This window comes from Mesorhizobium sp. HAY1-8B (genome assembly GCF_056868045.1).
This window is the reverse complement of sequence record NZ_CP200321.1, coordinates 5982457-6007237: the sequence shown is the minus strand read 5'-3', so window position 1 is coordinate 6007237 and position 24781 is coordinate 5982457. Positions and strand designations below refer to the sequence as shown.

General features: G+C 64.2%; 22 protein-coding genes. 9 read left to right on the top strand and 13 right to left on the bottom strand.

The window, feature by feature from the left end:
• Positions 1-5: 5 nt before the first annotated feature.
• The gene (locus AC1VON_RS28840) at positions 6-869 is read left to right on the top strand and encodes an HTD2 family dehydratase (protein ID WP_483125710.1); all 864 of its coding nucleotides are present in this window, start codon (positions 6-8) and stop codon (positions 867-869) included.
• Between the two features lie 38 nt (positions 870-907).
• On the top strand, positions 908-1696 hold the full coding sequence (locus AC1VON_RS28835) for an HpcH/HpaI aldolase/citrate lyase family protein (RefSeq protein ID WP_483126391.1): 789 nt from the start codon (positions 908-910) through the stop codon (positions 1694-1696).
• Positions 1697-1940: 244 nt separating this feature from the next.
• On the opposite strand, the gene AC1VON_RS28830 is transcribed toward AC1VON_RS28835, so the two are convergent.
• From AC1VON_RS28830 to AC1VON_RS28790, 9 genes are read right to left on the bottom strand one after another with little or no spacing between them, the layout of a single operon-like run.
• Positions 1941-2954, bottom strand: a complete 1014-nt coding sequence (locus AC1VON_RS28830; RefSeq protein WP_483125709.1) for a zinc-binding dehydrogenase — start codon at positions 2952-2954, stop codon at positions 1941-1943.
• Between the two features lie 56 nt (positions 2955-3010).
• A complete protein-coding gene (locus AC1VON_RS28825; RefSeq protein WP_483125708.1) occupies positions 3011-4579 on the bottom strand; it encodes a class I adenylate-forming enzyme family protein in 1569 nt (522 codons plus the stop codon).
• Positions 4580-4618: 39 nt separating this feature from the next.
• The gene (locus tag AC1VON_RS28820; RefSeq protein ID WP_483125707.1) at positions 4619-5245 is read right to left on the bottom strand and encodes a VOC family protein; all 627 of its coding nucleotides are present in this window, start codon (positions 5243-5245) and stop codon (positions 4619-4621) included.
• A gap of 14 nt (positions 5246-5259) precedes the next feature.
• Positions 5260-5682 (bottom strand): PaaI family thioesterase, encoded by a 423-nt coding sequence (locus tag AC1VON_RS28815; RefSeq protein WP_483125706.1) that lies wholly within the window; start codon positions 5680-5682, stop codon positions 5260-5262.
• On the bottom strand, positions 5675-6400 hold the full coding sequence (locus tag AC1VON_RS28810; RefSeq protein ID WP_172349244.1) for an ABC transporter ATP-binding protein: 726 nt from the start codon (positions 6398-6400) through the stop codon (positions 5675-5677). Before AC1VON_RS28810 ends, AC1VON_RS28815 begins: the two co-directional genes overlap by 8 nt.
• A complete protein-coding gene (locus AC1VON_RS28805; protein ID WP_483125705.1) occupies positions 6397-7185 on the bottom strand; it encodes an ABC transporter ATP-binding protein in 789 nt (262 codons plus the stop codon). The genes AC1VON_RS28810 and AC1VON_RS28805 overlap by 4 nt, the downstream gene beginning before the upstream one ends.
• Complete coding sequence (locus AC1VON_RS28800) at positions 7182-8108, bottom strand: branched-chain amino acid ABC transporter permease (protein WP_483125704.1); 927 nt, start codon at positions 8106-8108, stop codon at positions 7182-7184. Before AC1VON_RS28800 ends, AC1VON_RS28805 begins: the two co-directional genes overlap by 4 nt.
• Positions 8105-9118, bottom strand: a complete 1014-nt coding sequence (locus AC1VON_RS28795; protein ID WP_172349247.1) for a branched-chain amino acid ABC transporter permease — start codon at positions 9116-9118, stop codon at positions 8105-8107. Before AC1VON_RS28795 ends, AC1VON_RS28800 begins: the two co-directional genes overlap by 4 nt.
• 5 nt (positions 9119-9123) lie before the next feature.
• The gene (locus AC1VON_RS28790) at positions 9124-10365 is read right to left on the bottom strand and encodes an ABC transporter substrate-binding protein (RefSeq protein WP_483125703.1); all 1242 of its coding nucleotides are present in this window, start codon (positions 10363-10365) and stop codon (positions 9124-9126) included.
• Between the two features lie 154 nt (positions 10366-10519).
• Between AC1VON_RS28790 and AC1VON_RS28785 the strand changes: the two genes are divergently transcribed.
• Positions 10520-11548, top strand: a complete 1029-nt coding sequence (locus AC1VON_RS28785) for a TetR/AcrR family transcriptional regulator (RefSeq protein WP_483125702.1) — start codon at positions 10520-10522, stop codon at positions 11546-11548.
• Positions 11549-11589: 41 nt separating this feature from the next.
• Here AC1VON_RS28785 and AC1VON_RS28780 read toward each other — a convergent pair whose 3' ends face one another.
• On the bottom strand, positions 11590-12243 hold the full coding sequence (locus AC1VON_RS28780) for a MarR family winged helix-turn-helix transcriptional regulator (protein ID WP_483125701.1): 654 nt from the start codon (positions 12241-12243) through the stop codon (positions 11590-11592).
• Positions 12244-12361: 118 nt separating this feature from the next.
• Between AC1VON_RS28780 and AC1VON_RS28775 the strand changes: the two genes are divergently transcribed.
• Positions 12362-13888 (top strand): MDR family MFS transporter, encoded by a 1527-nt coding sequence (locus AC1VON_RS28775; RefSeq protein ID WP_483125700.1) that lies wholly within the window; start codon positions 12362-12364, stop codon positions 13886-13888.
• Between the two features lie 265 nt (positions 13889-14153).
• Here AC1VON_RS28775 and AC1VON_RS28770 read toward each other — a convergent pair whose 3' ends face one another.
• Complete coding sequence (locus AC1VON_RS28770) at positions 14154-14660, bottom strand: hypothetical protein (RefSeq protein ID WP_483125699.1); 507 nt, start codon at positions 14658-14660, stop codon at positions 14154-14156.
• A 323-nt stretch (positions 14661-14983) separates the two neighbouring features.
• Complete coding sequence (locus AC1VON_RS28765) at positions 14984-15877, bottom strand: LysR family transcriptional regulator (RefSeq protein WP_483125698.1); 894 nt, start codon at positions 15875-15877, stop codon at positions 14984-14986.
• A 129-nt stretch (positions 15878-16006) separates the two neighbouring features.
• Here AC1VON_RS28765 and AC1VON_RS28760 point away from each other — a divergent pair, with 129 nt between their 5' ends.
• Genes AC1VON_RS28760 through AC1VON_RS28745 form a run of 4 tightly spaced genes read left to right on the top strand, consistent with a single transcriptional unit; the run spans position 16007 to position 21080 of the window.
• Positions 16007-17248 carry an FAD-dependent oxidoreductase gene (locus AC1VON_RS28760; protein ID WP_483125697.1) on the top strand — a complete coding sequence of 414 codons (1242 nt, stop codon included), beginning with the start codon at positions 16007-16009 and terminating at the stop codon, positions 17246-17248.
• 11 nt (positions 17249-17259) lie between these two features.
• Complete coding sequence (locus AC1VON_RS28755) at positions 17260-17511, top strand: sarcosine oxidase subunit delta (RefSeq protein WP_202326476.1); 252 nt, start codon at positions 17260-17262, stop codon at positions 17509-17511.
• Between the two features lies 1 nt (position 17512).
• The gene (locus tag AC1VON_RS28750) at positions 17513-20407 is read left to right on the top strand and encodes a 2Fe-2S iron-sulfur cluster-binding protein (protein ID WP_483125696.1); all 2895 of its coding nucleotides are present in this window, start codon (positions 17513-17515) and stop codon (positions 20405-20407) included.
• Position 20408: 1 nt separating this feature from the next.
• Positions 20409-21080, top strand: coding sequence for a hypothetical protein (locus AC1VON_RS28745; RefSeq protein ID WP_483125695.1), 672 nt, complete (start codon positions 20409-20411; stop codon positions 21078-21080).
• Positions 21081-21176: 96 nt separating this feature from the next.
• Here AC1VON_RS28745 and AC1VON_RS28740 read toward each other — a convergent pair whose 3' ends face one another.
• Positions 21177-22391, bottom strand: a complete 1215-nt coding sequence (locus tag AC1VON_RS28740) for a pyridoxal phosphate-dependent aminotransferase (protein ID WP_483125694.1) — start codon at positions 22389-22391, stop codon at positions 21177-21179.
• A gap of 320 nt (positions 22392-22711) precedes the next feature.
• On the opposite strand from AC1VON_RS28740, the gene AC1VON_RS28735 reads away from it, so the two are divergent.
• A complete protein-coding gene (locus AC1VON_RS28735; RefSeq protein ID WP_483125693.1) occupies positions 22712-24736 on the top strand; it encodes a CocE/NonD family hydrolase in 2025 nt (674 codons plus the stop codon).
• Positions 24737-24781: the final 45 nt, after the last annotated feature.

Here is a 24781-nt window from a genome sequence, read left to right as displayed (position 1 = left end):
GTCAGGTGGACGCGACCGAACAGAAACCATTCGCGGAATGGATTGGCCGTCAGAGCGAGAGCTTCGATGTCGTCTCGGAACGTCTCGTGCGGAGTTTCAGGGCAATTTTTGAACCCAATCTCGCACCTTCGGCGGCACGCCAGGCGCCGCTTGGCATCCACTGGTGCCTGTCGCCGGCGATAGCCGGCATGGACCAGCTGGGTGCCGATGGCCATCCTGCCAAGAACCTGTCGCTGCCGCCCGTCCCGTTGCCGCGCCGCATGTGGGCGGGAGGTGAAATCCGGGTGCTCGATGCTTTCCGAGTCGGCGATGAAGTTCGCCGAGTCTCCACCATCCGCGACATTGTCCGCAAGCAAGGCCGGTCTGGTGAGCTGTGGTTTGTCGCTGTCGGCCATGACTATCACTCAGATCGTGGCCTGGTGCTGAGCGAACGGCAGGATATCGTTTACCGGGAAGCGGCCACGCCGGGGGACGGTGCTCGTCCCAACAATACACCCGCGGCGCCGGCGATACTCCAGCCCGCTGGAAAGGTATGGTCGGTCGTTCCGTCGCCCACGCTGCTCTTTCGCTACTCGGCCATCACTTTCAATGGCCACCGCATCCACTATGACCTGCCTTACGCGACCAAGGCGGAGGGATATGAAGGGCTGGTGGTCCACGGCCCCCTCCAGGCGACGCTGCTCCTGAATCTCGCGGCGTCCCGACGCGCGGATTTACCCTTGACGTTTCGCTACCGTGGCCTTGCCCCTGCAATCGCGGACCGTGAACTGACCTTCAGGGCCGGCATGGATGGGCAGCGGTTCTGGGCGCAAGGCGGGAATGGCGCCGTGCACATGGAAGCTGATATCGACCAGGGACCGGCCCGATGATCGCGCCCATATCAAGTGCGCCTGTCGCGCCCTTGTTTGTGCCGGCCGACCGCCCCGAGCGTTTTGAAAAGGCAGACCGGTCTGGAGCCGACGCGGTCATTGTCGATCTCGAGGACGCTGTTGCACCCGCCGCCAAGGATGGCGCCCGCTCGAACCTTTGCCATGCCCTGAGATTGCAGAACCCCACCTTCGTCCGGGTGAACAGCGAAGACAGCGGCTGGTACCATGCCGACCTCGCCGCCGTCAGGGCATTCGGGCTTCGACGTATCTGCCTGCCAAAGGCGGAGTCCGTGGCAACGCTCGACGCGATCATCGAGACCCTCGGTGAGGACGTCGAGATCATGGCGTTGATCGAGACCGCCAGGGGCCTGGAGGCGGCGGCCGCCCTGGCCGCCCACCCGCATGTCGCAAGATTGGCGTTTGGCCCCGCGGACTTCGCCCTGGACCTGGGTGCGGCAGCTTCCGATGCGATCAAAGCGCATGCCTTGATGCGGCTGGCTGTCGCAAGCAGGGCCGCCGGGAAGGCCCTGCCGTTGGACGGCCCGTCCTTCGAAGTCGCGGATACCACCAAACTGGCCTCCGAATGCCGGCAAGCCTTGAATCATGGGGCCGGCGGGAAGCTTTGCATACACCCCGCCCAAACGTCGGATGTCATCGCGGCCTTTCGGCCAAGCGCCGAGCAACTGGGCTGGGCGCAGCGTGTCGTCGACGCGGCCCAGGATGGCGCGGCGCGCCTTGTCGACGGCAAAATGATCGACGCTCCCATTATCGCCCAGGCCCGGGCGCTTCTCCTGCGGGGCCGTTCGCAATCCGGCAAAGGTGTCTGAACAGGGCCGTATCCGCGACACTTCCCGGCAAGATCAAAGACAAGGATCCACGGCCCGATGCGCTGCCGCTGGCCCATGGCGTCTCATTCGACATCGAGTGAGACCGCCGGGCCGGCGATTTCGCCATAATCGCACGACGTTGCGATGCAGGCTTCAAGGAAATGTTGGGCGCGGTCGCCCGCCCAACAGCGATCCGATCACCGTTGGGATCGCAAAGGATCGGTTTTCCGGCCAGGTGTTGCTGTCAGGGTTCTATGACCACCTTGCCGTAGACCTGCCGGTCGTCCAGCAGTCGCATGGCCTCGCCGGCCTCCTCGAGGGAAAACCGCCGTGGGTGGAGCGCCGGCTTCAGCTTGCCGCCCTTGACAAGGTCGAGCAGTGCCAGCACGTCGTCGCGCGACCAGCCGTTCGAGCCGACAATGTTCAGTTCGAAGGTCCAGATCAGGCGCAGATCCTCGTGTGGATCGTAGCCGGCCGTGGCACCGCATGTCAGCAGCCGGCCGTCACGGCGCATGACGCGAAGCGACGGCACCCAGGTGTCGCCGCCGGTGAAGTTGACGACGACATCGATGCCGCCTTCGTCGCGTCCGAAGACCCGCGCCCGGCCGAACTGTCGCCGGCATTCCGCGACCCAGTCTCCCTGCGCGTAATTGATGCCGACATCGGCACCCAACGCCTTCAGGCGATCGATCTTTTCGTCACTCGACGCGCAAGCGATCACCGTCGCGCCGGCCTGTTTGGCAAGCTGCACGCAACACGTGCCGACGCCGCCGGACGCACCGAGGATCAGCACCTTCTCGCCCGGCTTGATCTTGCCCCGCGTCATCATCATGCGATAGGCGGTGCCATAGGCCACGGGCAGTGCGGCGGCGTCCGCGAAGCTCACGTCGTCGGCCAGCGGAATGATCATGTGGGCGGGAACCCGGACCAGTTCGGCGAGCCCGCCGTCGAAGGTCTCGCCCAGCAATCCGCCCTTGACGCGGTCGATCGGGTCGACAAGCACGCGCTGCCCCGCGCTCAGGCCCTGGACATTCGCGCCCACAGCCGCGATCTCGCCCGCGACATCGATGCCGAGGATGAGCGGCATGTTTATCTTGATGCCCGGCATGCCCTTGCGGGTGAAGACGTCATGATAGTTGAGCGTGCAGGCGCGCACCCTGACCACCACGTCGTCCGTGCCGGGTATCGGATCGCTGTAGGACGGCTCATGGACCATCCGGTCGAGACCACCATGTTCATAGGTTACGACGGCACGCATGCTGATCTCCCTTGTATCGTTTCTTGTCTTGTCTCGAGTGGCGACGAGCCAGCTGACTAGCCCAGTGTTCCAAAGCGCTCGATCATCATCCGCTGCACGACCTTGCGGTCGATCTTGCCCGGCCCATTGAGCGGCAGCTCTTCGGTGAAGACGATCTTGCGCGGATGGGCATAGGCAGGGCCGACCGATAGGCAGAACTGCTTGAGTTCCTCCTCGGTGATATCGCGGCCCTTGGCCTTGACCACCATCGCCACGGGCACTTCGCCCTTGATGCGGTGCGGAACCGGCACCACCGAGGCTTCGGCGACGGCGGGATTGCGCAGCAGCATGTTCTCGATCTCGAGCGGATAGACATTCTCGCCGCCTGAATTGAACATGTCGTCGGTGCGGCCGCGGAAATAGAAGAAGCCGTCGTCGTCCTTGGAAAAGACATCGCCGGTGCTGAGCCAACCGTCCTTCAGCCTTTGCCTGTTGACCTCCGGCAGCTTCCAGTAGCCAGGCGTCACGCCCGGATTGCGTACCAGCAATTCGCCGTAGGACGGGTCTTCATTGCCGGCCGCGTCAACGAGCTTCACTTCGCCCTCGGGCCAGATCACGCCGCAGCTGCCATGTGGAACGGCGCGTCCATCCGTCGGCGTGCCGATCATCACCGGTCCGCCTTCGGTCAGGCCGTAGCTCTCCGAGGCAGCGACACCGAAGGCCGCTTCGACGGCGTCGAGCAGTTCCTTGGGCGTGGGCGCCGAGCCGATCTTCAGGCCCTTCAGCGCCGAGAAATCGAGCGTCTCGATCAGGTCGCGCTCCTGGAGGAGCAGCGTGAACACCGCCGGAACCGCGCCGGCATGGGTGCAGCGGTAATCCGCCAGGGTCTGGAGGAAGCGGCGTGGCTCGAAATTCGGCAACAGCACCACCGAGGCGCCCCAGCTCAACATCGGCTTGATGGCGCCGGCCATGGCGTTCTTGTGGTAGAGCGGAACCGCCGCCAGCGCCCGGTGCTCGGGCAGACCCGGCCAGTATTTCTGCAGGCAGCGAAGCCACCACACTTGTCCGGCATGGGTGAGCACGACGCCCTTGGGCCGGCCGGTCGAACCCGACGTGTAGGGCTGGAAGGAGGGATGGTCATCCGACAGCCGGGCTGGATCGAACCGCGGCTCGGTTGCCGACAGCGCCGCCTCGTAGTCCAGCCAGCCGGGCCGCGACGTCTCGAAGGCGATTTTCACCTTGCATCCGATCAGCTCCGCAAGCGGGGCGACGTGCGGATTCGCCGCTTCCTCGACGAGGGCGCCGACGCATTCGGCATCCCGCATTATGTACTCCAGCGTGTCGGCGCCGAGCTTGGTGTTGAGAGGAACCGGAACGATGCCGGCGCGCATCGCGCCGAAGAAGGTTTCGACAAATTCGAAGCGATTGCTGACCGACAAAGCCAGCCGGTCGCCGGGCTTCAGGCCGCTGTCGACCAGAAGACGGGCCGCCCTGTCGAGCCGGTTCTCAAGTTCGCGATAAAGCACCTCGCGTGGCTGGTCGCGCGACAGGTCGATGATGGCGATGTTGTCGGGGTAAAGGCCGGCGGCATCGTGGTTCCAGTAGCCAAGATTGTTCCAGCGCGGATTGTCTGGCGTGATCGGCATGGCAGGCTCGCTTTCGAAAAATCGTATGGTCTGGCGCGGTCAGGAGGCCGTGAGAACGACCTCACCCCGGGGTGATTGCAGGACGGCGAGGAACCCCGGTTGGGCAGCGAGCCGTACGGGCACGTCGATGCCCATTTCGCTATAGATCCGCGACAGCGCTTCGGCTTGCGGATGCAGCACGATGAACTCGCGCAGTGTACAGCCGACGGGCGTGCTCGCGGCGGGATGCGGCGATGCCTTCCAGTCGATGGCAAAGGGGATCATCTCGCCGAACGCGGTATCCTCGATGTAGAGACAGGCCCAGTCGAGCCGCACCCCGTCAGGCCGCGTCCTGCCCATTTCGATCGGGCCCCTGGTGCGGATGCCCGCTCGGCTTGCCGCCGCCGCATAGGCGTCGAGGTTCCTGGTGCGCACGGCAAAGGTGGCAAGCCCGGGGTGGGCGAGGGCGGCGATGCTGCCGCCGCGATTGCCTTCGAGCGATTGCGCCGGATCGGGCGAAATGATTTCCAGATAGGTGGCGCCAAGCGAAAGCAGGCTGTTGCGCGTGCCGAAGCCGGGATGCGAGCCGCCCCGGGCCGGATCGACGCCGGTGAGCTTGCCGATAAGTGCCGACCCGGCATCGAGATCGGGCGCCGCCCACAGAATATGATCGAGTTCGACGCTCATGTCGGTCCTTCCTGTCAGTCCTTGCGCGACAGCGTCAGGTAGACGCCGCGCCCGCTGGCAACGAGCCTGTCCTGTTCATCGAACACCTTGGCTTCGGCGGTCGCCAGCGTCCCGCCCAATTTGATGATGGTCGCACGGGCCACGAGGGCGCCGGGCAAGGCGGCGCGATGATAGTCCACCCGCATATCGACGGTCGGCACGCCTCGGCCGATCTTCGCGGCGACCGCATAGTCGCCGGCAAGATCGATCAGCGCCGCCAAGATGCCGCCATGTGTGTAGCGCACAACCGGATCCGACACGAACTCCTCGCGCCACGGCAGCAGGATTTCCACGCCGTCCGCGGACATCGACTTGAGGGTCACCCCGAGCCATCGATGAAACGGGGCGTCGCGAACCATGCCATCCAACGCCTCGAAATCCACTGCGGCGTCAGCCATGAAATCCTCCCAGATAAAGATCGGCGACCTTCGGATCGCGGGCCAGGGCCGGCCCTTCGCCCTCATAGGCATTGCGGCCGAGGTCCAGCACATATCCGCGATGCGACATGGCCAGCGCCCGGGTGGCGTTCTGCTCGACCATCAGGATCGTGACGCCGGACTTGTTGATCGCAGACACCTGTTGGAACATCACGTCGACGAACCGCGGCGCAAGACCGGCTGTCGGCTCATCGAGCAGCAGCACCTTCGGCTCCGGCATAAGCGCCCGCGCCATGGCCAGCATCTGCCGCTCGCCGCCCGAAAGGCTTCCGGCCATCTGCCGCCGCCGCTCGCGCAGCCTCGGAAAAAGCTCGTACATGAGTTCCAGCCGCTGTTTCAGCTGGAGGTCGCGACGTGGCTTCAGGCCGATCTCGAGGTTCTCCTCGACAGGCATCGTCTCGAACACGTTCTCGCGCTGCGGGACATACCCCAAACCCTGGCGGACGATCGTGCTCGGCGGCAGGCCGGCTATATCCTTGTCATCGAGCGCAATCGTTCCGCTCTTTGGCGCCACCAGGCCGACAAGCGCCTTGAGCAGCGTCGATTTGCCGGCGCCGTTGGGGCCGACGACGGTGACGATCTCGTGCTGCCGCACCGTGATGCTGACGCCGTTCAGAATATCAAGCTGAGGCACGTAGCCGGCAATGAGAGAGGCGATGGTGAGCACATTGGGCTTCATGCCGCCGCCTCCGGGGACGGACTGCCGAGATAGGCTTCGACGACACCGGGATCGGCGCGCACCTGCGCCGGCGTGCCGGCCGAGATGACACGGCCCTGAGCCATCACGACGACGCGGTCGGCGCGGCTCATCACAATGTCCATGTCGTGTTCGACGAACAGGAAAGTGGTGCCGCGTTGTTCCCGCAGCGCGGCGATGTGGTCGAGAATGGCGCGGCCAAGCGTCGGATTGACTCCAGCCATGGGCTCGTCGAGCAGCACCATGGAGGGCTCGGTCATGAGCGCCCGTGCGATTTCCAGAAGCTTGCGCTGGCCTCCCGAGAGCGCGCCGGCATAGTCCTGTGCCTTGTCGCGCAGACCAAATGTCTCGAGCAAGCCCGCGGCCCGTGCGTGCGCGGCGGCCTCGGCGGCCCTGGCGCGTCCTGGCCCGACAAGCAGCGAGATGAGGTGTTCGCCGGGCTGGCGCGGCGCGGCGAGCAGCATGTTGTCGATGACCGACATGCCGGCAAGGACCCGAGTCAACTGGAAGGTACGCACCATGCCGAGCCGTGCAATCCTGTGGGGCGCCATGCCGCCGATCGATCGTCCGGCGAAGCGGATGGCGCCGGAGTCCAGCCTGGCAAAGCCGCTCAGCAGATCGAACATCGTCGTCTTGCCGGCGCCATTGGGGCCGATCAGCGCCGTGATCGAGCCGCGCTCGACGCTGAAACTCGCGCCATCGACGGCGCGAAGGCCGTCGAAATCCTTGACCGCGTCGGCCACCTCCAGGATGGTTTCGGTGCTCATGGCCGCACCTTCATCTCGTTGACATTGCCGAGCAGGCCTTGCGGCCGCAGCCGGCTGATCAGGAGCAGAAACAGACCGACGATGACGAAGCGCAGTGAGGCCTGCTGGCCGGCCGACAGCGATGTCTCGATCAGCCTGGTGCCTTCCAGGAGCATCCAGAACAGCACGCTGCCGAGCGCCACGCCGCCATAGCTGGCGAAGCCGCCCAGCACCAGCAGCGCATAACCGAAGAAGGTGAATGTCGGATCGAAGACGGTCGGGTAGAGATAGGTGACGTTGAGCGCGACGAAGAAGCCGGCGACCGCTGCCAGCGCCGCCGCCAGGGCGAGCGACTGTAGCTTGTAGGCGAACACGTCCTTGCCAAGCGCGGCGGTGGCATCCTCGTCCTCGCGAATGCCGCGCAGCACACGGCCCCACGGCGTTGCCTGCAAGGCCCTGAGCATCAGAAGAAGCGCGATGAAGACCAGCCACACCACGATGAACAGCGGCAGTTGCGTGTAGCTGCCGAGCCCGATCATGGCGAGCCATGGGAGCATCCAGTCCGACACGGCGCGCCATTCGGCGTCGAAGCCGAGAACACCCTGGTTGCCGCCTGAGAAGGCCGCGTTCTGCAAGGTGTATCTGACGATCTCGGCGAAGGCGATGGTTGCAATGGCGAAGTGGTCCGAACGCAGGCGCAGCGACGCGATACCGACGAACAGGCCTGCCAGAACGGCCAGCACAATGCCCGCCGGCAGCGCCAGCCAAAGCGACCAGCCGCGGTCGACGACCAGGATGCCAACCGTATAGGCGCCAATCGCCATGAAGCCGGCCTGGCCGAAGTTCAACAGGCCTGTGAAGCCCGCATTGAGCTGCAGGCCGAGCGTGAATATGCCGTATATGCCTGCAAGGACGCCGACATTGATCCAGAAATCGATGCTCATGAGCGGCGCTTTGCCCGACCGAATATGCCTTGCGGCATGAACATCAACATCAGGATGAGCAGTGCGAAGCCCACCGCGGGTTTCCATCGCGCGTTGAACAGCAGGGTCGACCATTCCTGCGAGAGACCGATCACCAGCCCGCCGACAAGGGCGCCGTAAGGGTTGCCGACGCCGCCCAGGACGGTGGCGGCGAACAGGCTGAGCAGCAGCGTTATGCCGAAGTTCGGATTGAAACTGCCGATGGCGGTCGCATAAAGAATGCCCGATAGCGCCGCGAGGAAGCCGGCGGCGATCCAGGTGACGTTGATGATGTGCTGCGTGTCGATGCCGGACACCTCCGCCAGGGCGCGATTGTCGGCGAAGGCCCGCATCTCCTTGCCGATGCTGGTGAAGCGCAGCGCCAGTCCGACGATTATCATCGCCGTGAGGCCGACGACCAAGGCCAGAGCCTGCAACGTGCCGAGCCGAAGCGGCCCGATGGCGATCGAGGAGACGACATTGGCGCCAAGTGTCCTGACCTGGCTGCCGGCGAAAAATTGCACGGAAAAGCGCAGCACCAGGCCAAGCCCGATGGCCGACAGGAAAAGCTGCAGGCTGCCGGCTTTCGCCTGGCGCAGCGGTTGCCAGATGATCTTCTCGGTGAGGAGCGCCAGCGCCGCCGTCGCTATCATGGCCGCCAGCATGGCCAGCGGCAAAGGCAGACCGAGCCAGGCGAACAGGATCGTGAAATAGGCGCCGGTGACCAGCAGGTCGCCATGCGCGAAGTTGACCAGCTTGAGCACGCCGAGCACGAGCGTCAGGCCGATCGCCCCAAGGCCGGTATAGCTCCCTGCGACGAAACCGTTGATCGTGGCCTGCAATGCCGGCACCGGCCCGAAGGCGACAGCCAGCGCGCACAACAAAACGACCAGCACGGCCAGCAGCAAGGCCGGCCGTGGCAGAGCCGAAAGAGGGGATGAAAGGGCGGAAGCCTTGGCTTGCGCCCTTTCGGTTTGGGCAGTGGTAATCACGAACGCTACTTCACATCCACCTGTTCGATCTTGACCTGCTTGCCGCCCTGATACTGGAAGACGTCGTACAGGCTGGACGATGGATCACCATTGTCCTTGAAGCGGAAAGCGCCGGAAACGCCGACATAGTCGATCGGCTTGCCGGCGGCGGCGGTCTTCACCGCATCGGCCAGGGTTTGGATGGTGAACTGCGGCGCACCGTCCTTGGTCACCGAGCGAATCTTGTCGCGAATGGCGCCGGGCTCGGTCGAGCCGGCCTCAACCGCGGACAGGAAGCAAAGGATCGCAGCATCGAAACTGTTGGCGGTATAGGACGCATTGGCGACGCCGCCGGCTTCGTCCCAAAGCTTGTTGAATGCCTTGAACGCGTCGGTCCCGGTTGGTGATCCGCCGGCCACGCCATAGGCGCCTTCGAGCGCTTCAGGCGGGATATTGTCGGGAACCTTGGCAAAGGACAGCGCGTCGGCAACGAAGACCTTTTTCGCGTCGAACTTCCCGGTTCGCACCAGCGCGGCGCCGAGCTTCGCATAGGTTTCCGGATAGTCGATCACGACATAGGCGTCCGGATTGCCAGCCACGGCCTGACCGGCCTCGGAATCGAAGCTTTCCTGCTGCGGGTCGAAGGAAATCGTGGTCGATATGGTGCCACCCTCAGCCTGCCAATCCTGCGTGAAGCTCTTTGACAGCGCATCGCCATAGGGTTCGTTGCGGAAGATGATCGCGACGGCCTTGCCCTTGCCGACATGATTTTCGATCGCCTTGACCAGCGCCTTCGACTGCAGATCGTCGGCCGGCACGGGGCGGTAGATCGTGCCGTCGTCCTTGACCGTGCGCAACCGCGTGCTCGACGCAAGCGGCCATAGCGTGATCTTGCGCTGCATGGTGATGCCGTTGAGCACGGAGATGGATTCCGGTGTTGTCGATGGGCCCATGATGCAAGAAGCGCCCTTGTCGACCAGCGTACGCGTCGCCGACAGCGCGGCTTGAGGATCGCCCTGCGAATCCGCGGAGACGATGCTGACGGTGACCGCCGCGCCGGCGTCCTTGGCTGCCTGGTTGGCGACCTTGGCCGACAGGTTGATCGCCTTCTCGGCCGGCGGACCGAGCTCCGAAAGGGGACCGGTCGATTCGAGCAGTGCCCCGATTTTCAGATCAAGCGGTTCAGCATAGGCCCCCGGTGCCGAGGCCAGGATCGCGAGCGCTGAAACTGCCGCCCAAGCCGCGAGCCGTCCGATTTTGCACGACATTTCCATCTCCATGACGTTTGAAAACAAGCGATTGACAGGCACTACTGATCGTTCAGTAATGAAGCGTATCGGAGGCTTTTGAGTCAAGCGATTGGAATTCCCTTTTTTTGCAATATGAAGGACGTTTGTTGCGCGGCGGCGGCGAGGGAGGAACATGGGAAAGCTCGAAACGTCTTCGGCATGGTCGTCAGCGGTGACGATCACCTCCGCCGCGCCGGACAGTGTGGTCGGGCGCCTGACGGTCCCAGGCGGGCGTTCGGCAGGCTCGCCGCTGGGTCTGCTGACGGACTTCGCGGGCCAGCTCGCGTCCGCGGGTGCCGCCTCGGCACTTGGCCCGACGCGCAAGGCGCAAGAGATCGAATGCCGGACAAGTTTGTTTTCCCGCCATGTCGAAGGCCGGTTGAAAGGCGAGGCGACCTTGCTCTTCAGCGATGGCTCGACAATGAACTGGCAGATCCTGGTCCATGACGAGGAAGGCAAGGCGGTTTGCGCCGTCAGCATGACCCATCTGGTCGTGCAGGCCGAGCCGACGGCCATCGGCGAGCCGGCCGAACCCCTGTCGAATTCCGGCGCGCCGGTGTCCGATGACGCTTCGTCGGACGAAACGATGAGCCCGGCCGACAAAAGACGCGCCCAGATTGCCGCTGCCGCCGCCGCCGTCATTGCCCGCAAGGGCTTTGGCAATGCCACCATGCGCGAAATCGCGGACACGGCTGGCATGCATGTGCCGACGATGTACCAATATGTCGCCAGCAAGGATGAAATGCTCGAGCTGGTCTATATCTGGACGATGGCGCGCGTGCGCACCGACGTAGACCTTGCCACCGTCAATTGCAGCACGGCCACCGAAAAGCTTCGCGCCACCATCACGGCGATCATAGACAAGGGCGATCGCTTCGGCAGGGATGTCGGCGTGCTCAACCGCGAACTCAAATCCCTGTCGCCGGCCGCCAGGATTCGCGTTCTGGCAGAATATCGCAAGCTGCTGCTGCAGATCGCGCAACTCGTCAGCGAAGGAATAGCGGCGGGAGAGTTCCGTGCTGTCGAGCCCGAGATCGCCGCCAATTTTGTCGATGCGGTCTGCGATATCTGGGCATTGCGACCCTTCGCGGTCAGACAGTTCGGCCAGGCGGCATTTCACGACGAGGTCGCCGAACTCATTTTGCGTGGGTTGAGGAACTGATTTTTCGGGGGATCTCGTCTCGATGATCCTGGGCCCGGCGACTATTTCGCCTCGGGCGATTCCAGCACCGGTTCGGTCTCGTCCATCATCTGCTTGACGGCATCCGCCGACCTGCGCATCCCCGCTTCGTCGATGGCCCAACCGGCGAAGCGTTCCAGCAGGGTGGCGAACGTCACCAGTTCCTGCTCGTCCCATTGCGCGAGTGCTCCGGCGAAGATCCGCAATTTGGTCTGGCGCACCGCCGTCACCAGGCGCTCGCTCTTGGCGGTGAGTTTCAGGCAAATGCGCCGGGCATCGAGTTGCGATGCGACGCGGAAGGCGTAACCGCGTTCGACGAGATCGGCCGAGATGCGGCTGGCGCGGGAGGGATCGATCCCCATGCGTTCGGCGATGATGCCGACCGTCACCTCGTCCTGCGGCGTGTCGCCGACGATCGCGCTGAGCGCTATGATCGCATCGAGATGGCTCACTTCCAGCGAGGGATCGATGCGCTCCAGGATCAAGCGACCGAATTCCCGGCGCTGCACCGAGCGGCGCACCTTGTTCATTACCGCATCGATGGCGGCGACAGCCTCGGCCGCCGCTTCCGACAGGCCACTGCCGCGCGCCAGATCCGCCAGATCCTGATCGCCATGCGTCTGGCACGGTGTGGAAAATCGGTCGGGCTTGCCCGGCCCGGTATCGTTGCTGCTCATATCACAGCGCGCTAACAAAAATACATGTCGATGTCAATTACATGCTAATGGCATATATCTGATATTGACATATATCTGCCGTGAGCACATAAACCGCGCCCAGCCTGCGGAGATACCGATGACTCTCGACTCGACCCTTCCGGATGCGGCGCCCGTAGAGGACGCCGGGCCCGACATTGCGACGCTGATCGTCTATTTCGGTGCGTTGATCGCCATGTTCATGGCCACCATCGACATGCAGATCGTGGTCACCGCCTTGCCCACCATCGCCGGAGAACTGGGCAATTTGCATCTGTTCGGCTGGGTCGGCGCCGCCTACCTGCTGTCGACGGCCGCGGTCGCGCCCTTCTACGGCAAGCTCGGCGACATGTATGGCCGCAAGAACGTCGTGTTGACGGCGATCACCTTGTTCCTGCTGGGCTCGCTGGTCTGCGGCACGGCATGGTCGATGGAGAGCCTGATCGCCGCGCGCGTCCTGCAGGGTCTCGGCGGCGGCGGCCTGATGGTCTCGGCCTTCGCCATGATCGGCGAATTGTTCGGGCCGCGCGACCGCGCCAAGTATCAAGGCTACAGTTCGGCGGTGTTCGCCCTGTCCTCGGTCCTTGGTCCGTTGGCCGGCGGCTATATCACCAGCCTGTTCGGCTGGCGCTGGGTGTTCCTGGTCAATCTGCCGATCGGCATCGTCGTGCTGGCGGTGCTGGCGTTCGCCATGCGCAGCCGGTTCAACGAGAAGAGGCACCGCATCGACTATCTGGGCGGCTTGCTGCTGGCCGTCGGCACCACGGCAATCGTCTACTGGGGCTACCATGTCTTGGACCCGGCCGGGCCGGATCTGCTTACCTTCGTGCTGCCGGCCCTCGCCTTGGCGGCAATCGCCTCGTTCATCATGGTCGAGCGGCGGGCCGAGGAGCCGATCGTGCCCTTGCGGCTGTTCGGCATCTCGACGGTGCGTATCGTCTCGGGCGTGTCGGTGGTCGCCGGATCGGTGACGCTCGGTATGTTCTTCTATTTCGCGCTCTACATGCAGACGCTGACCGGACTGAGCCCGGCCGAAGTCGGCTTCCTGTTCCTGCCGGCTTCCCTGACCTCGATGGTCATCTCGATCGTGGCCGGGCGGGTGATTGCCGCGACCGGCCGCTACAAATGGATGCCGGTGGTGGCGATGGGTATTGGCGGGCTGCTGATGATAGGTTTTGTCTTCATCAATTCGCACACGCCGATCTGGGTGCTGGCGGTGATGATGGGTCTGTTCGGCATCAGCATGGGCCTGCAGTTCCAGGTGCTGATCGTGGCGATCCAGGCCGCGGCGCCGCTGCAGGATATCGGCGCGGTGACGTCGCTGATCACCCAGGCGCGAACGATCGGGGCATCATTGGGACTGGCGCTGAACGGCGCGGTGATGACATGGGCCCTCAACCGACAGACTTCGGAGCTTCCGGCCGATGCCGCCGCGCTGCTGCCGGACGGCCTGACCGGGCTGAACCCGCATCTGGCCTCGAGCCTGCCGGTCGCGGTCCGCGATGTGGTGCTCGGCCACTACTCGAGTGGCTTCAACGTGATGTTCCTCTGGGTGGCGGCGCTCTACTTCGTCGCCATGGCCCTGACGCTCCTGCTCGAGGATATCCAGATCCCGAAGCGGGGCTGAGCCCGAGCATCGGCAAGTGGGGTTGGGCCTGCCGAGGTGAACCTGGCAGCAGGTGGTTGGCTATGGCTGGCGGACCACTTTGCTGCCCGACGTTCTCGGCGCGCCGTGGCTATCGATCGGTTCGATCAGAGTTGCGCGCGTCTGTTTTCGATTGCACAAAGTGTCAAACATTCACCAAGGGCAAGCGACCTTAAGTTCTCGCATCGCCTCGTCGTAGTTATTCATTCTATATTTTGACTTGCGAGACCAGCTTCCATCGTTGGCTTCATACCGTATTGAGAGAGAGTGCAGACTTGCTAGAGAGTTCTAGAAACCGCCCAGCTTCCGCGGTCTTCCAAATGCCAGGCAGCATCCGCTCTACGGCCCAGATCTCCTTGCGCTCCGAACCTTCATCCCGACGGACAAAAATATCGTGGAACTCGCCGCTGATACCAACGTCCGACACCAGTGCGACTGTCAGGTTACCCGCCTTGCAGCCCACTGAAATCAGAGAAGAAGTTGGCGAAGTAGCTTTCTCCGGCTCATCAAGCCAAGGAACGAGAAACGCGGAAACTTCAGGCGCCCCCATCGCGTCCTTGGTTTTCGTAATGAACCACGCGCTGCGCGAGCTACGGTCCACTTGCGATTGTTTGGCGTCAGCAAGGCGTGCGGCAAACAGAGCAGCCAACATCGCACCGAACGCCAACTTCAGCACTAAGGATCGCTTCGGACTGTTGTGCAGAATCGCCGCGTCATTTGACGAACTGCCCCCGGCGAAATATCGGTTGCGCATAGAACCCCACCGCTTATGGTTGCCGGCGCCAACAGTATTGTTTCGAAACACTTAATATTCTATGGCTTACACTTCTATATGATAACAGGATCGATACCTCAGATCCACTTGTTCTGCAATAAGGGTTTCCTTGATATAAATGATATTTCGTCGGACAGAGCCATTCGGTGCGCTCCTTATCGAACGATGGAAACAAAGGGCTATTTTCTGAGCCATACTTCTAACGAGATTTGCATCCTATCTTGCCGATGGGCTTCCATGGCATGTCGCGCTACCCTAGGACGGAAGACCGATCTCTTTTGAGCCGAGCAAGGATCGGTGAGCTAGATCTCGCCGTGGAGCGGGATCTCCCCTGACAGCCATTGCACGAACAGCGTCGCCGACCGCGAGAGGCGGCGGTGCTGATTGGGAACCACATGCAAGGCAACCGGCAGGATTTCGCCCGCGCCGAATGGCGCCACCAGCCGCCCCGAGGCCAGATAGGCCGCCGCATAAGTCGACATGACCGCGGTGATGCCGCCCGCGCATGCCGCAACCTCCAGTGCCGCCGCCGCATTGTCGGCCTTGATCGGCGCCTTTTGCGGCGCGATGACGATGTTTTCCTGCTTCGCCCAAAGATCCAGCAGCTGCATCCTGCCCTGGACGTAGATGAGCCGGGCGGCGTTGAGCCAGTTTGCGCTGGGTTTCGCTGCGGCCTGGCGGCCGGTCTCGGGGTCGCAGAGAAGCATCAGCCGCTCCTGTCCCAATTGCACGGCACCCGCTACCGGCTGCAACGGATCGAGCGCCAGAATGCTGAGATCCGCCAGTTCCACATTGGGGTCGGTCCAGATCGTGCTGTTCAGCCGCACCTCGATGCGCGGATGGGCAGCGGAGAAACCAGCCAGGTGCTGTGCGAGCCACAGCGTGACGAAGCTGAGCGGGGCTGAAACCGTCACGCTGGTCCGCGCCTGTGCGCCGAGCATACCTTCGGTCGCTGCCTCGGCCCGATCCAGGGCCTCGGCTATTCCCGGCAGATAGGCCGTGCCGACTTCGGTGAGTTCCAAACCGTTGCTGCGTCGGTGGAACAGCGGCCGGGCGAAGAATTGCTCCAGCGCCCGCACCCGTTGGCTGATCGCCGCCTGGGTGCAGTTCAGTTCCTCGGCGGCCCGGGTGAAGCTCAGATGCCTGGCCGCTGCTTCAAAGGCTTCGAGATAAATGAGATGCGGCAGGTTTCGCACGGAGAGACCTCATTCAGATTTCTCATGCATTACGGAAACGTGGTCACTGGGTAAAGAACGATTTCTTGCGCCAGGTCCGCCCGGCGGGTTTTCTGAAAGCCATTCCCAGCCGCTGAACCGCAGGAAACCATGCCTTTCTCTCTGCTGAAATACGGCCTGCGTTCCAGGCATGTTCCCTTTCGCGACATCCCTGCGACGCCCGAGCTGAAACGATCCTACGACGTGGTGATCATCGGCGGCGGCGGTCACGGCCTCGCGGCGGCTTACTACCTGTCCAACGTGCATGGCATCCGCAATGTCGCCGTGCTGGAAAAGGGCTATCTCGCCGGCGGCAATACGGCCCGCAACACCACCACGATCCGCTCGAACTACATGACCGAGGAATCGGTCCGCTTCTACAAGGAAGGTGTCGAACTGTTCGAAACCATGTCGCGGGATCTTGGCTTCAACGTCATGTTTTCGCAGCGCGGGCAACTGACGCTCGCGCATTCCGAGGCGACGCTGCGCAGCTTCCACCTGCGTGCCGAGATGGGCAAGCATATGGGCACAAGGATCGAAGTGGTCGATGTCCGGACGGTGAAGGAGCTTTGCCCGCATCTCAACCTAGATCTCGGCGGTCAGCACGAGGTGATGGGCGGGCTCTGGCATGCCGACGGCGGCACGGCCCGCCATGACGCCGTGGCTTGGGGCTATGCCAGGCATGCCGGCGCGCGCGGCGTGGAGATCCACCAGCGCACCGAGGTGACCGGCTTCGACCACGCCGGCGACCGGGTCACCCGCATCAGGACGAACCGTGGAACGATCGCCGTGGGCCAAGTGCTGCAGGCAGTCGGCGGGCTCAACGGCCAGGTCGCCGCCATGGCGGGCATCCGGCTGCCGATACGCTGCTTCCCGCTGCAGGCGATGGTGACGCAGCCGCTGAAGCCATTCCTGGACATACTCGTCTCGTCGGCCAATCTGCACACCTATCTGGTGCAGTCCTCGCGTGGCGAGGTCGTCATCGGCGGCGGCTCCGATCCGTACCAGCTGGCTTCGACGCGCTCGACGCTGGACCAGAAGGAACACCTCGCCGAAGGCGCGCTGCACCTCTTCCCCTTCCTGCACAAGGTCAAGCTGTTGCGGCAATGGGCCGGGATCACCGACATGACGCCGGATTACAGCCCGATCATGGGCGCCTCGCCGTTGCGGAACTATTGGCTCGACTGCGGCTGGGGCACCTGGGGCTTCAAGGCGACGCCGGTGGCAGGCAAGCGCATGGCCGAGACCATCGCCAGCGGGCGCGTGCCCGATGTCCTGAAACCGTTCGACCTGCGCCGGTTCGACAGCTTCGCGCTGCTGAACGAAATGGGCGCCACGGCCGCCAGCCACTGACGAGTACTCCGATGAAGCTCTTGACCTGTCCGGTGAACGGCCCGCGCAACATCACCGAGTTTCAGTATCTCGGACCGGTCCGCGAGGCCAGCGCCGACCAGCCCGAGCAACTGATCGAAGCCCTGTTCTATGCCGAGAACCCGCTCGGCGTGATGCGGGAGTGGTGGCGGCACACCCCGTCCAACACCGTGCTGATCGCCGAACGCCACACCGTCAGCGACCAGATCCTCGCCACCTATCTTCCCAATCGAAAGCCTGCCTGACATGACCGAACGGCTGCCGCTTCCGTGGGGATCGCGCCTCGACCGCACCCAAAAAATCCGTTTTGATTTCGACGGCCGACCGCTCGAAGGTTTCGCCGGCGACTGCATTGCCTCCGCCATGGCCGGCAGCGGCCGCTGGATCCTGTCGCGCTCCTTCAAGTATCACCGTGCGCGCGGCATCCTCACCATGGCCGGGCAGGACGCCAACACGCTGGTGCAACTGCCTGACGAACCGAATGTGCGGGCTGATCTGCGCCCGATCGCCGAAGGGCTGAGGGTCACTGCCCAGAACGTCAACGGCACCGCCGAACGCGACCGGGGCGCGGTGCTCGACAGGTTGGGCCGCTTCATGCCCGTCGGGTTCTACTACCGCAGCTTCTTTGGCCCCGGCGCGAAAAGCTGGCTCAAATTCTGGGAGCCGTTGATCCGCAGGTCGGCCGGTCTCGGCAAGGTCGATCTCACTGCCGGTCATGGCCATTATATCAGGGAAAACCTGCACACCGACGTGCTGGTCGTCGGCGCTGGCCCGGCGGGGCTTTCGGCGGCCATCAAGGCAGCCGAGGCGGGCGCCGAGGTGCTGCTGGTCGACTTGAACCCGGAAATCGGCGGCGCCTTGACCTATGCGCGCTTCGACCTCGAGACGGCGGAGGCCGAGGCGACCTTGCAGGCGTTGCGCGACGCGGCCGAGAAACTCGGCAATCTGCGGGTGCTGACCGGCGCCACCTGCAATGGGTGGTTCGCCGACAACTGGCTTCCGGTGCTGCAGGGCGAGACGCTCTATCGCGTTCGCGCCAAGCAGGTCGTGGTGGCCGCGGGATCGCATGAACAGCCCCTGGTGTTTCGCAACAACGACCTGCCCGGCATCCTCCTGTCGTCCGCGGCACAGCGGCTGATGCGCCACTATGCGGTTCGCCCTGGCCGGCGCGCCGTGGTCTTTGCCGGCAACCGGGATGGATATCTCGCCGCTCACGACCTTCTCGACGCAGGCGTGTCATTGGCCGCCGTTCTCGACCCGGCAGCCAATGCGTCCGACAACACCCTCGCGCAACACCTCGTCGAGTGCGGCGTCCGGATCATCCCGAATGTCACCGTCACGGAAGCGCTGGGGACCGGGGGCAATCGCCATATAAGAGCCGTCCGCTTCAGCACGCCCGAACATGGCGCGGAGCTGCTGGAGTGCGATCACCTGGTGGTGGCGGCGGGCTACACGCCGTCTTACCAGCTGCCGCTGCATGCCGGCGCGAAGCTGGGATTTGACGAGACCAGCCGGCAATTCGTGCTGAGCAATCTGCCGGAGGCGTTTCATGTCGCCGGTTCGGCGGCAGGCTGTTTCGAGCTGAACTCGGTGCTGCGCAGCGGCGAGATCGCGGGCGCGGCGGCGGCGCGGGGGGCGGGGCATGATGCCGAACTGCCGGCGATCATCCCGGATGCCGGCGCGGCGGCGATGAACCATTTTCAACCGTTGTCCGCGCACGCGAAGGGGCGGGACTTCGTGGATTTCGACGAGGATCTGCAGGTCAAGGATATCAAGAACGCCGTCAGCGACGGCTATAGCGAGCTCGAGCTGGTGAAGCGCTATTCCACCGTCGGCATGGGGCCGTCGCAGGGACGGCATTCCGCGCTGGCAACGGCCAGGATCGTGGCGGCGGAGACGGGCCGCTCAGTGGGCGAGGTGGGTATCACCACGTCGCGGCCGCCATTCGGCCCGGAAAAACTGGGACTGCTGGCCGGCCCGAACCATGTGCCCTACCGGCATACGGCGATCCACGCCGAACATGTCGCAAGCGGCGCGAAGCTGACACCTGTCGGTGCGTGGTGGCGACCGCTGCACTACGGTGGAGATGGCGATGCCGGCGGGACGATCTCCGACGAGGTCAGGCTGGTGCGTGACAAGGTCGGCATGCTTGACGTTTCGACCCTGGGCAAGCTGGCGATACGAGGGCCGGATGCCGGCGCTTTCCTCGACCGCATCTATACGATGGCGCATGCCAGGCAGCCGGTGGGGCGCGTGCGCTACTGCCTGATGCTGAACGACATGGGGTCGGTCATCGACGACGGGGTGGCTTATCGGCTGTCCGAGACCGAATTCTACGTGACCGCCACCACCGGCGCCGTTGCCCGCGTCTTCACCGACATGCTGTTCGCGAACACGCAATGGGGCATGCGGGTCGATATCCAGAACGTCACCGCCGCCTTCGCAGCGATCAATGTCACCGGCCCTTCGGCACGCAAGGTTCTTGAGGCACTCGGCGGGGACATCGATCTCTCCCCGGAGGGCTTCCCCTACCTCAATGGCCGCAGCGGCGTGATCGGCGGATGCCCGGTCCGGGTCATGCGCATCGGCTTCACCGGCGAACTGAGCTACGAACTTCACGTGCCGCAATCCTTCGGCGCGGCACTCTGGCGAAAGCTGCTGGAGGTGGGGGCGCCCCACGGGCTGCAACCCTATGGGCTGGAAGCCTCGCGCATCCTGCGTCTGGAAAAGGGGCACATCATCATCGGCCAGGATACCGACGCGCTCTCGACCCCCGACGAACTGGGCATGGGTTGGGCGCTGTCGAAGGCCAAGACGCGCTATGTCGGCAAGACTGCCATCGAGGCGCGGGGCGGGCTGGGCCTCAAGCGCAAGCTTTGCGGCTTCGAACTGCCCGAGGGACACGGCATCCGGCTGGCGGAATCCTGCCTCGTGCTGCGCGACGGACGCCCGGTGGGCTTCGTCACCTCGACCTGCTTCTCGCCAACGCTGGGCAAATGGATCGGCCTGGCCTACGCCGACCCGCGTGACGCGGCGCCGGGATCCAGCCTGCGCATACGCGGCCTGTGCGGCAAGGAACTGCAGGCCAGGGTGGTGCCGACACCGTTCCATGACCCCGAAAACCAGCGGCAGGAGATGTAGCATGCCCCCGAGCAGCCATTCCGCGTCGGTCGGTCATCCCGAGGGTATTGATCCCGGTCTGCGCCACCACGCCCTGGCGCGGCGCCTCGCGCGCAGGGATGGGCCGCCCGGAGCGCAGGAGAACGTCGTGCTCGATTGCACGCCGACCGAGCGGTTCGGACTGCGTGGTCCCGGCACAATGGACTGGCTCGGTGAAGCAGGTCTTTCGACACCGGAAACGGTGAATACCGCCATTGTCTTGCCTTGCGGCACGTCGGTGCTGCGACTTGGCCAGCAGGAGGTGCTGCTGGCGGCGCCTCCCGGCGGCGGCGGTGCGCGGTTGCGCGACCTGCGCAAGGCCTGGCACGACAGTGAGCTTCCCTCCAAGGGATATGACGCCTATCGCGACGAAGGCTGGGCGTGGTTCGTGATATCGGGTCCGGCGGCGCCCGCGCTGATGCGGCGGATCTCGATGGCCGATCTGAGGCCGGAAAGCCTTAAGGCCGGTGATCTCTCCCAGACCCGCGCCTTGCATCTGGACGCGGTCGTGGCCCGCTTCGACCGTTTCGGCGCGATATCCTATGATATTTTCTTCGACATCGCCTCGGCGGCGTTTGCATTGGATGTCCTGACCGAGACGGCTGCCGGAACGAATGCCGGCTTTCAACTGGCGGCTCTCCACCCCGCGGAATAGTTCGGTCCTCGCCTGTTTCCTGCTCGGGTCGCGGTGAACATCACGCCGCCATGCCGCGTCGCGGGGAGGCCCGTTGTTGATCCTAACTGTTGCCGCTCACGCGCGATATCGGTCGACGAGGGTCACCAGACGCTCGCAGGCCGCAACAGCGGCGGCGTGATCCTGCGAAAAGTTCAGGCGGACGCTGTTTTCGGAAAACGGACTGAATTCCGTTCCGGGTGTCACGATGACGCCCGCCTGCAGGCGCAGGATGCGGACAAAATCACCACCTGCCACGGCCAGGCGGGGCAGAGCCGGAAAGATGTAGCTGCCGGCCTCGGTCGTGCGGACCTGGATTCCGGAAGTCGCGCGGAAAACCTTCAACAAATCGTCGCGGATCGCCTGGTGCTCGCGGATGCGCTGGTCCATCCAGCCGGCCGGTTCGTCGAACCAGCTGCGCAAAACGGCCTGGCTATAGCCACCGGCGCGCAAGGAGACGATGGCCTGCAGCTTCTCCATGCGGGCAATGATTTCTTTCGATCCGAAGGCCACCCCCAGCCGATAACCGCTGAGCGATTCCGTCTTCGATGGCCCCATGATGGTCACGACGTTTTCCGCGTCCAGCTTCTGCGCGCGCAAGTGGGTGTAGTCCATGCCGGAGTACAGCAGGCGCGAGTAAAGCTGGTCGACGATGACGGTCGCGCCGTACTGGCTTGCCAGCGCGGCAATCGCTTCGATCTCCGCTCGGGAGTAGACCACGCCGGCCGGATTGTTTGGGTTCGAGAACAGGAAGATTTTTGCGCCCGACCTGAATGCGTCTTCCAACTGGCCAAGATCGAGGCCCGAACGGCCTTCGGTCGTTGCGTAGTCCATCCGGACGGGAATCATTTCGCCTTCGCAGAATTCCACCAGTTTGCGGTTGGCAAAATAATCGGGCTGGACGATCGCCACCTTGTCGCCCCGCGACACGGTGGAGGCGACGGCCAGGAACAGCGCGCCCTGGGTGCCGGGGGTGATGATCAGGCCGTCGCGCGCATCGACAGGGGCTCCGGTAAAGCCTGCCAGCCGCGTGGCGAGTTCTTCGCGGATGCCAAGATCGCCGCGATATTCCGTGTAGGCCTGCCTGCCGCCGGCTTCGACGCCGGCCGAGAAGACCTCGAACGAGCCCGGTGTCGGGGTGAACGCGTCCACGTCACCATGCGAAAAATCCACCGGCCGGCCGGTGATCACGTCGCCCAGCAATACGGCGTCGATCCCGCCGGACAACTGGCGGCCCTCCTGTCCGGGCGCCGCGTCGGTGCCGAGGCCGCTGAATTTGCTCTGGATCGTCATCGGAAATTCCTGATTGGAGGCACTGCCGCTGCCGCGATGCCATAGCAGCACATATCAAGCAATGAAATTTAGAAGATGGAACCCCCCGATTTCCGGAGCGCTTTCCGACCCTCGCGGATGCGGTTCGATCGCGAAGGCATACCGGCTGTACTTCAACATCGCGATGACAGACGCCGGCCTCCACCCGACCAGGAAGCCCAACGGCGCCTCACGGCCGCCGAAGAACGGTTCGCATTCGGCGTCAAAAAAGCGAAGCGGGATTGCGCCGCAAATGCTCTTGTTGTACGAACGTTCAACAAGAGCATTTGCGGGTACCTGCCGTGGTACGAACCGAGTTTCCCTTTGCCGTCGAAACCGTCGATCCGCTGTGGATCGCGCTGGCCGACGGCACCCGCATTGCCGCGACGCTGTGGCGTCCGCGCACCGAGGGCAAGGTGCCTGTCGTCGTCGAGATGGTGCCTTATCGCCGCCGTGACGGCACCGTGGCGCGCGACATCGACATCCACCCCTGGCTTGCCGGCCACGGCATTGCCTGCGCCCGGATAGACATTCGCGGCAGCGGCGATTCCGACGGTGACCTGGCCGATGAATATCTGCCGCGTGAACAGGAAGATGCCTGCGAGATCATCGCCCATCTGGCGGCGCTTCCCTGGTGCAACGGCAATGTCGGCATGACCGGCATTAGCTGGGGCGGCTTCAATGCGCTGCAGGTCGCGGCGCGCCGGCCGCCGGCCCTGAAGGCGATCATCGCCAATTGCGCCACCGACGATCGCTACGCCGACGACATCCACTATATGGGCGGCGCGCTGCTGACCGAGCAGGAGATGTGGTCGAACTTCATGCTGGTGAAGAAGGCGATGGCGCCTGACCCGCGGATCGTCGGCGACGCCTGGCGCGCCATGTGGGAAAGCCGGCTTGCCGCGACAAGCTCGCTCTCGGAAGTGTGGCTCGCGCATCAGCGCCGCGATGACTATTGGCGGCAAGGTTCCGTCTGCGAGGATCATTCCGCGATCGAATGCGCCGTCATGGCCGTCTGCGGCTGGGAGGACAGCTATTCCAACTTCGTGCCGCGCCTGCTCGAGCATCTGCCGGGGCCGAAGCTCGGCATCGTCGGGCCGTGGTCGCATGCCTATCCCTGCCGCGGTGCGCCGGGGCCGCTGATCGGCTATCTGCAGGAGGCGCTGCGCTGGTGGCGGCATTGGCTGTGCGGCGAAGACACCGGCATCATGGATGAGCCGCTCTACCGCGTCTGGATCACCGGCGAGGAGAGGCCGCGGCCATTCTATCTCCCCGATCACGCCGGCAACTGGGCCGCCGAGGACCATTGGCCGTCGCCGCGCATCGAGCGCCGCACGCTGCATCTGAACGCCGCCGGGCTGGGCAGCGAACCCGCGCCGGGAGCGACGCTTTCTGTGCGCTCACCGGCGACCGCCGGCCGCGACTGCGGCCGCTGGGGCGGCTATGGCGGCGCCTGCCCGGACATGCCCATCGACCAGCGCCGCGAGGATGGGATGGCGCTATGCTTCGACACGCGACCGCTGGATGATGATCTGACATTGCTTGGCGCGCCGGAACTGGACCTGCTCGTCAGCGTCGACCAGCCGCATGTCAATCTCGCCGCGCGGCTGTGCGACGTCTATCCCGACGGCACCTCGGCGCTGATGACCTATGGCGTGCTCAATCTCAGCCACCGCGACAGCCATGAGCATCCGACACCCTGTCCGGTCGGAACGCCTTTTCGCGTCAAGCTGAAGCTCAATGATTTCGCCCGCACCGTGCCCAAGGGCCATCGCATCCGGCTGGCGCTGGCCAACCAGCACTGGCCGATCCTGTGGCCGCAGCCGAAATTGTCGACGCTGTCGGTATCGAGCGGCGACAGCACCATGATGCTTCCGGTGCGCCCGTCGTCGCCGCGCGATCGCGACGTCCGTTTCGGGCCTGCCGAAACCGCGCCGCCGGTGCCCACCACGACGCTCGACGAGGGCTTCGACCGCCGCGTCGTCACCGACGATGTCGGCTCGGGCGTGCAGACCATCGCGCTGACCTCGGACCACGGACGCCGGCGCTATGACGATCGCGCCATCACCGTGTCTTCCGCAAACAGCGACACGATGAGCATCCGCAGTGACGATCCGCTGTCGGCAAAACTCGTCACCGAATATCGCTGGGCGATTGCCAGCGGCGATGCCGACACCGAGGCGATCGCAGTGACCGAGCTGACATCGGACGAAACCCATTTCAACCTGAGTTGGCGGCTCGAGGCCCGAGAACGGGGCACGCTCGTCCACAGCGCCTCAACAACGCGGCGCATCAGGCGCGATTTCGGCTCCAAATCAAAGAGATAGAGCATGATGTCGTCCGAAAACCGCTTCACACTTTTCGGCATCATG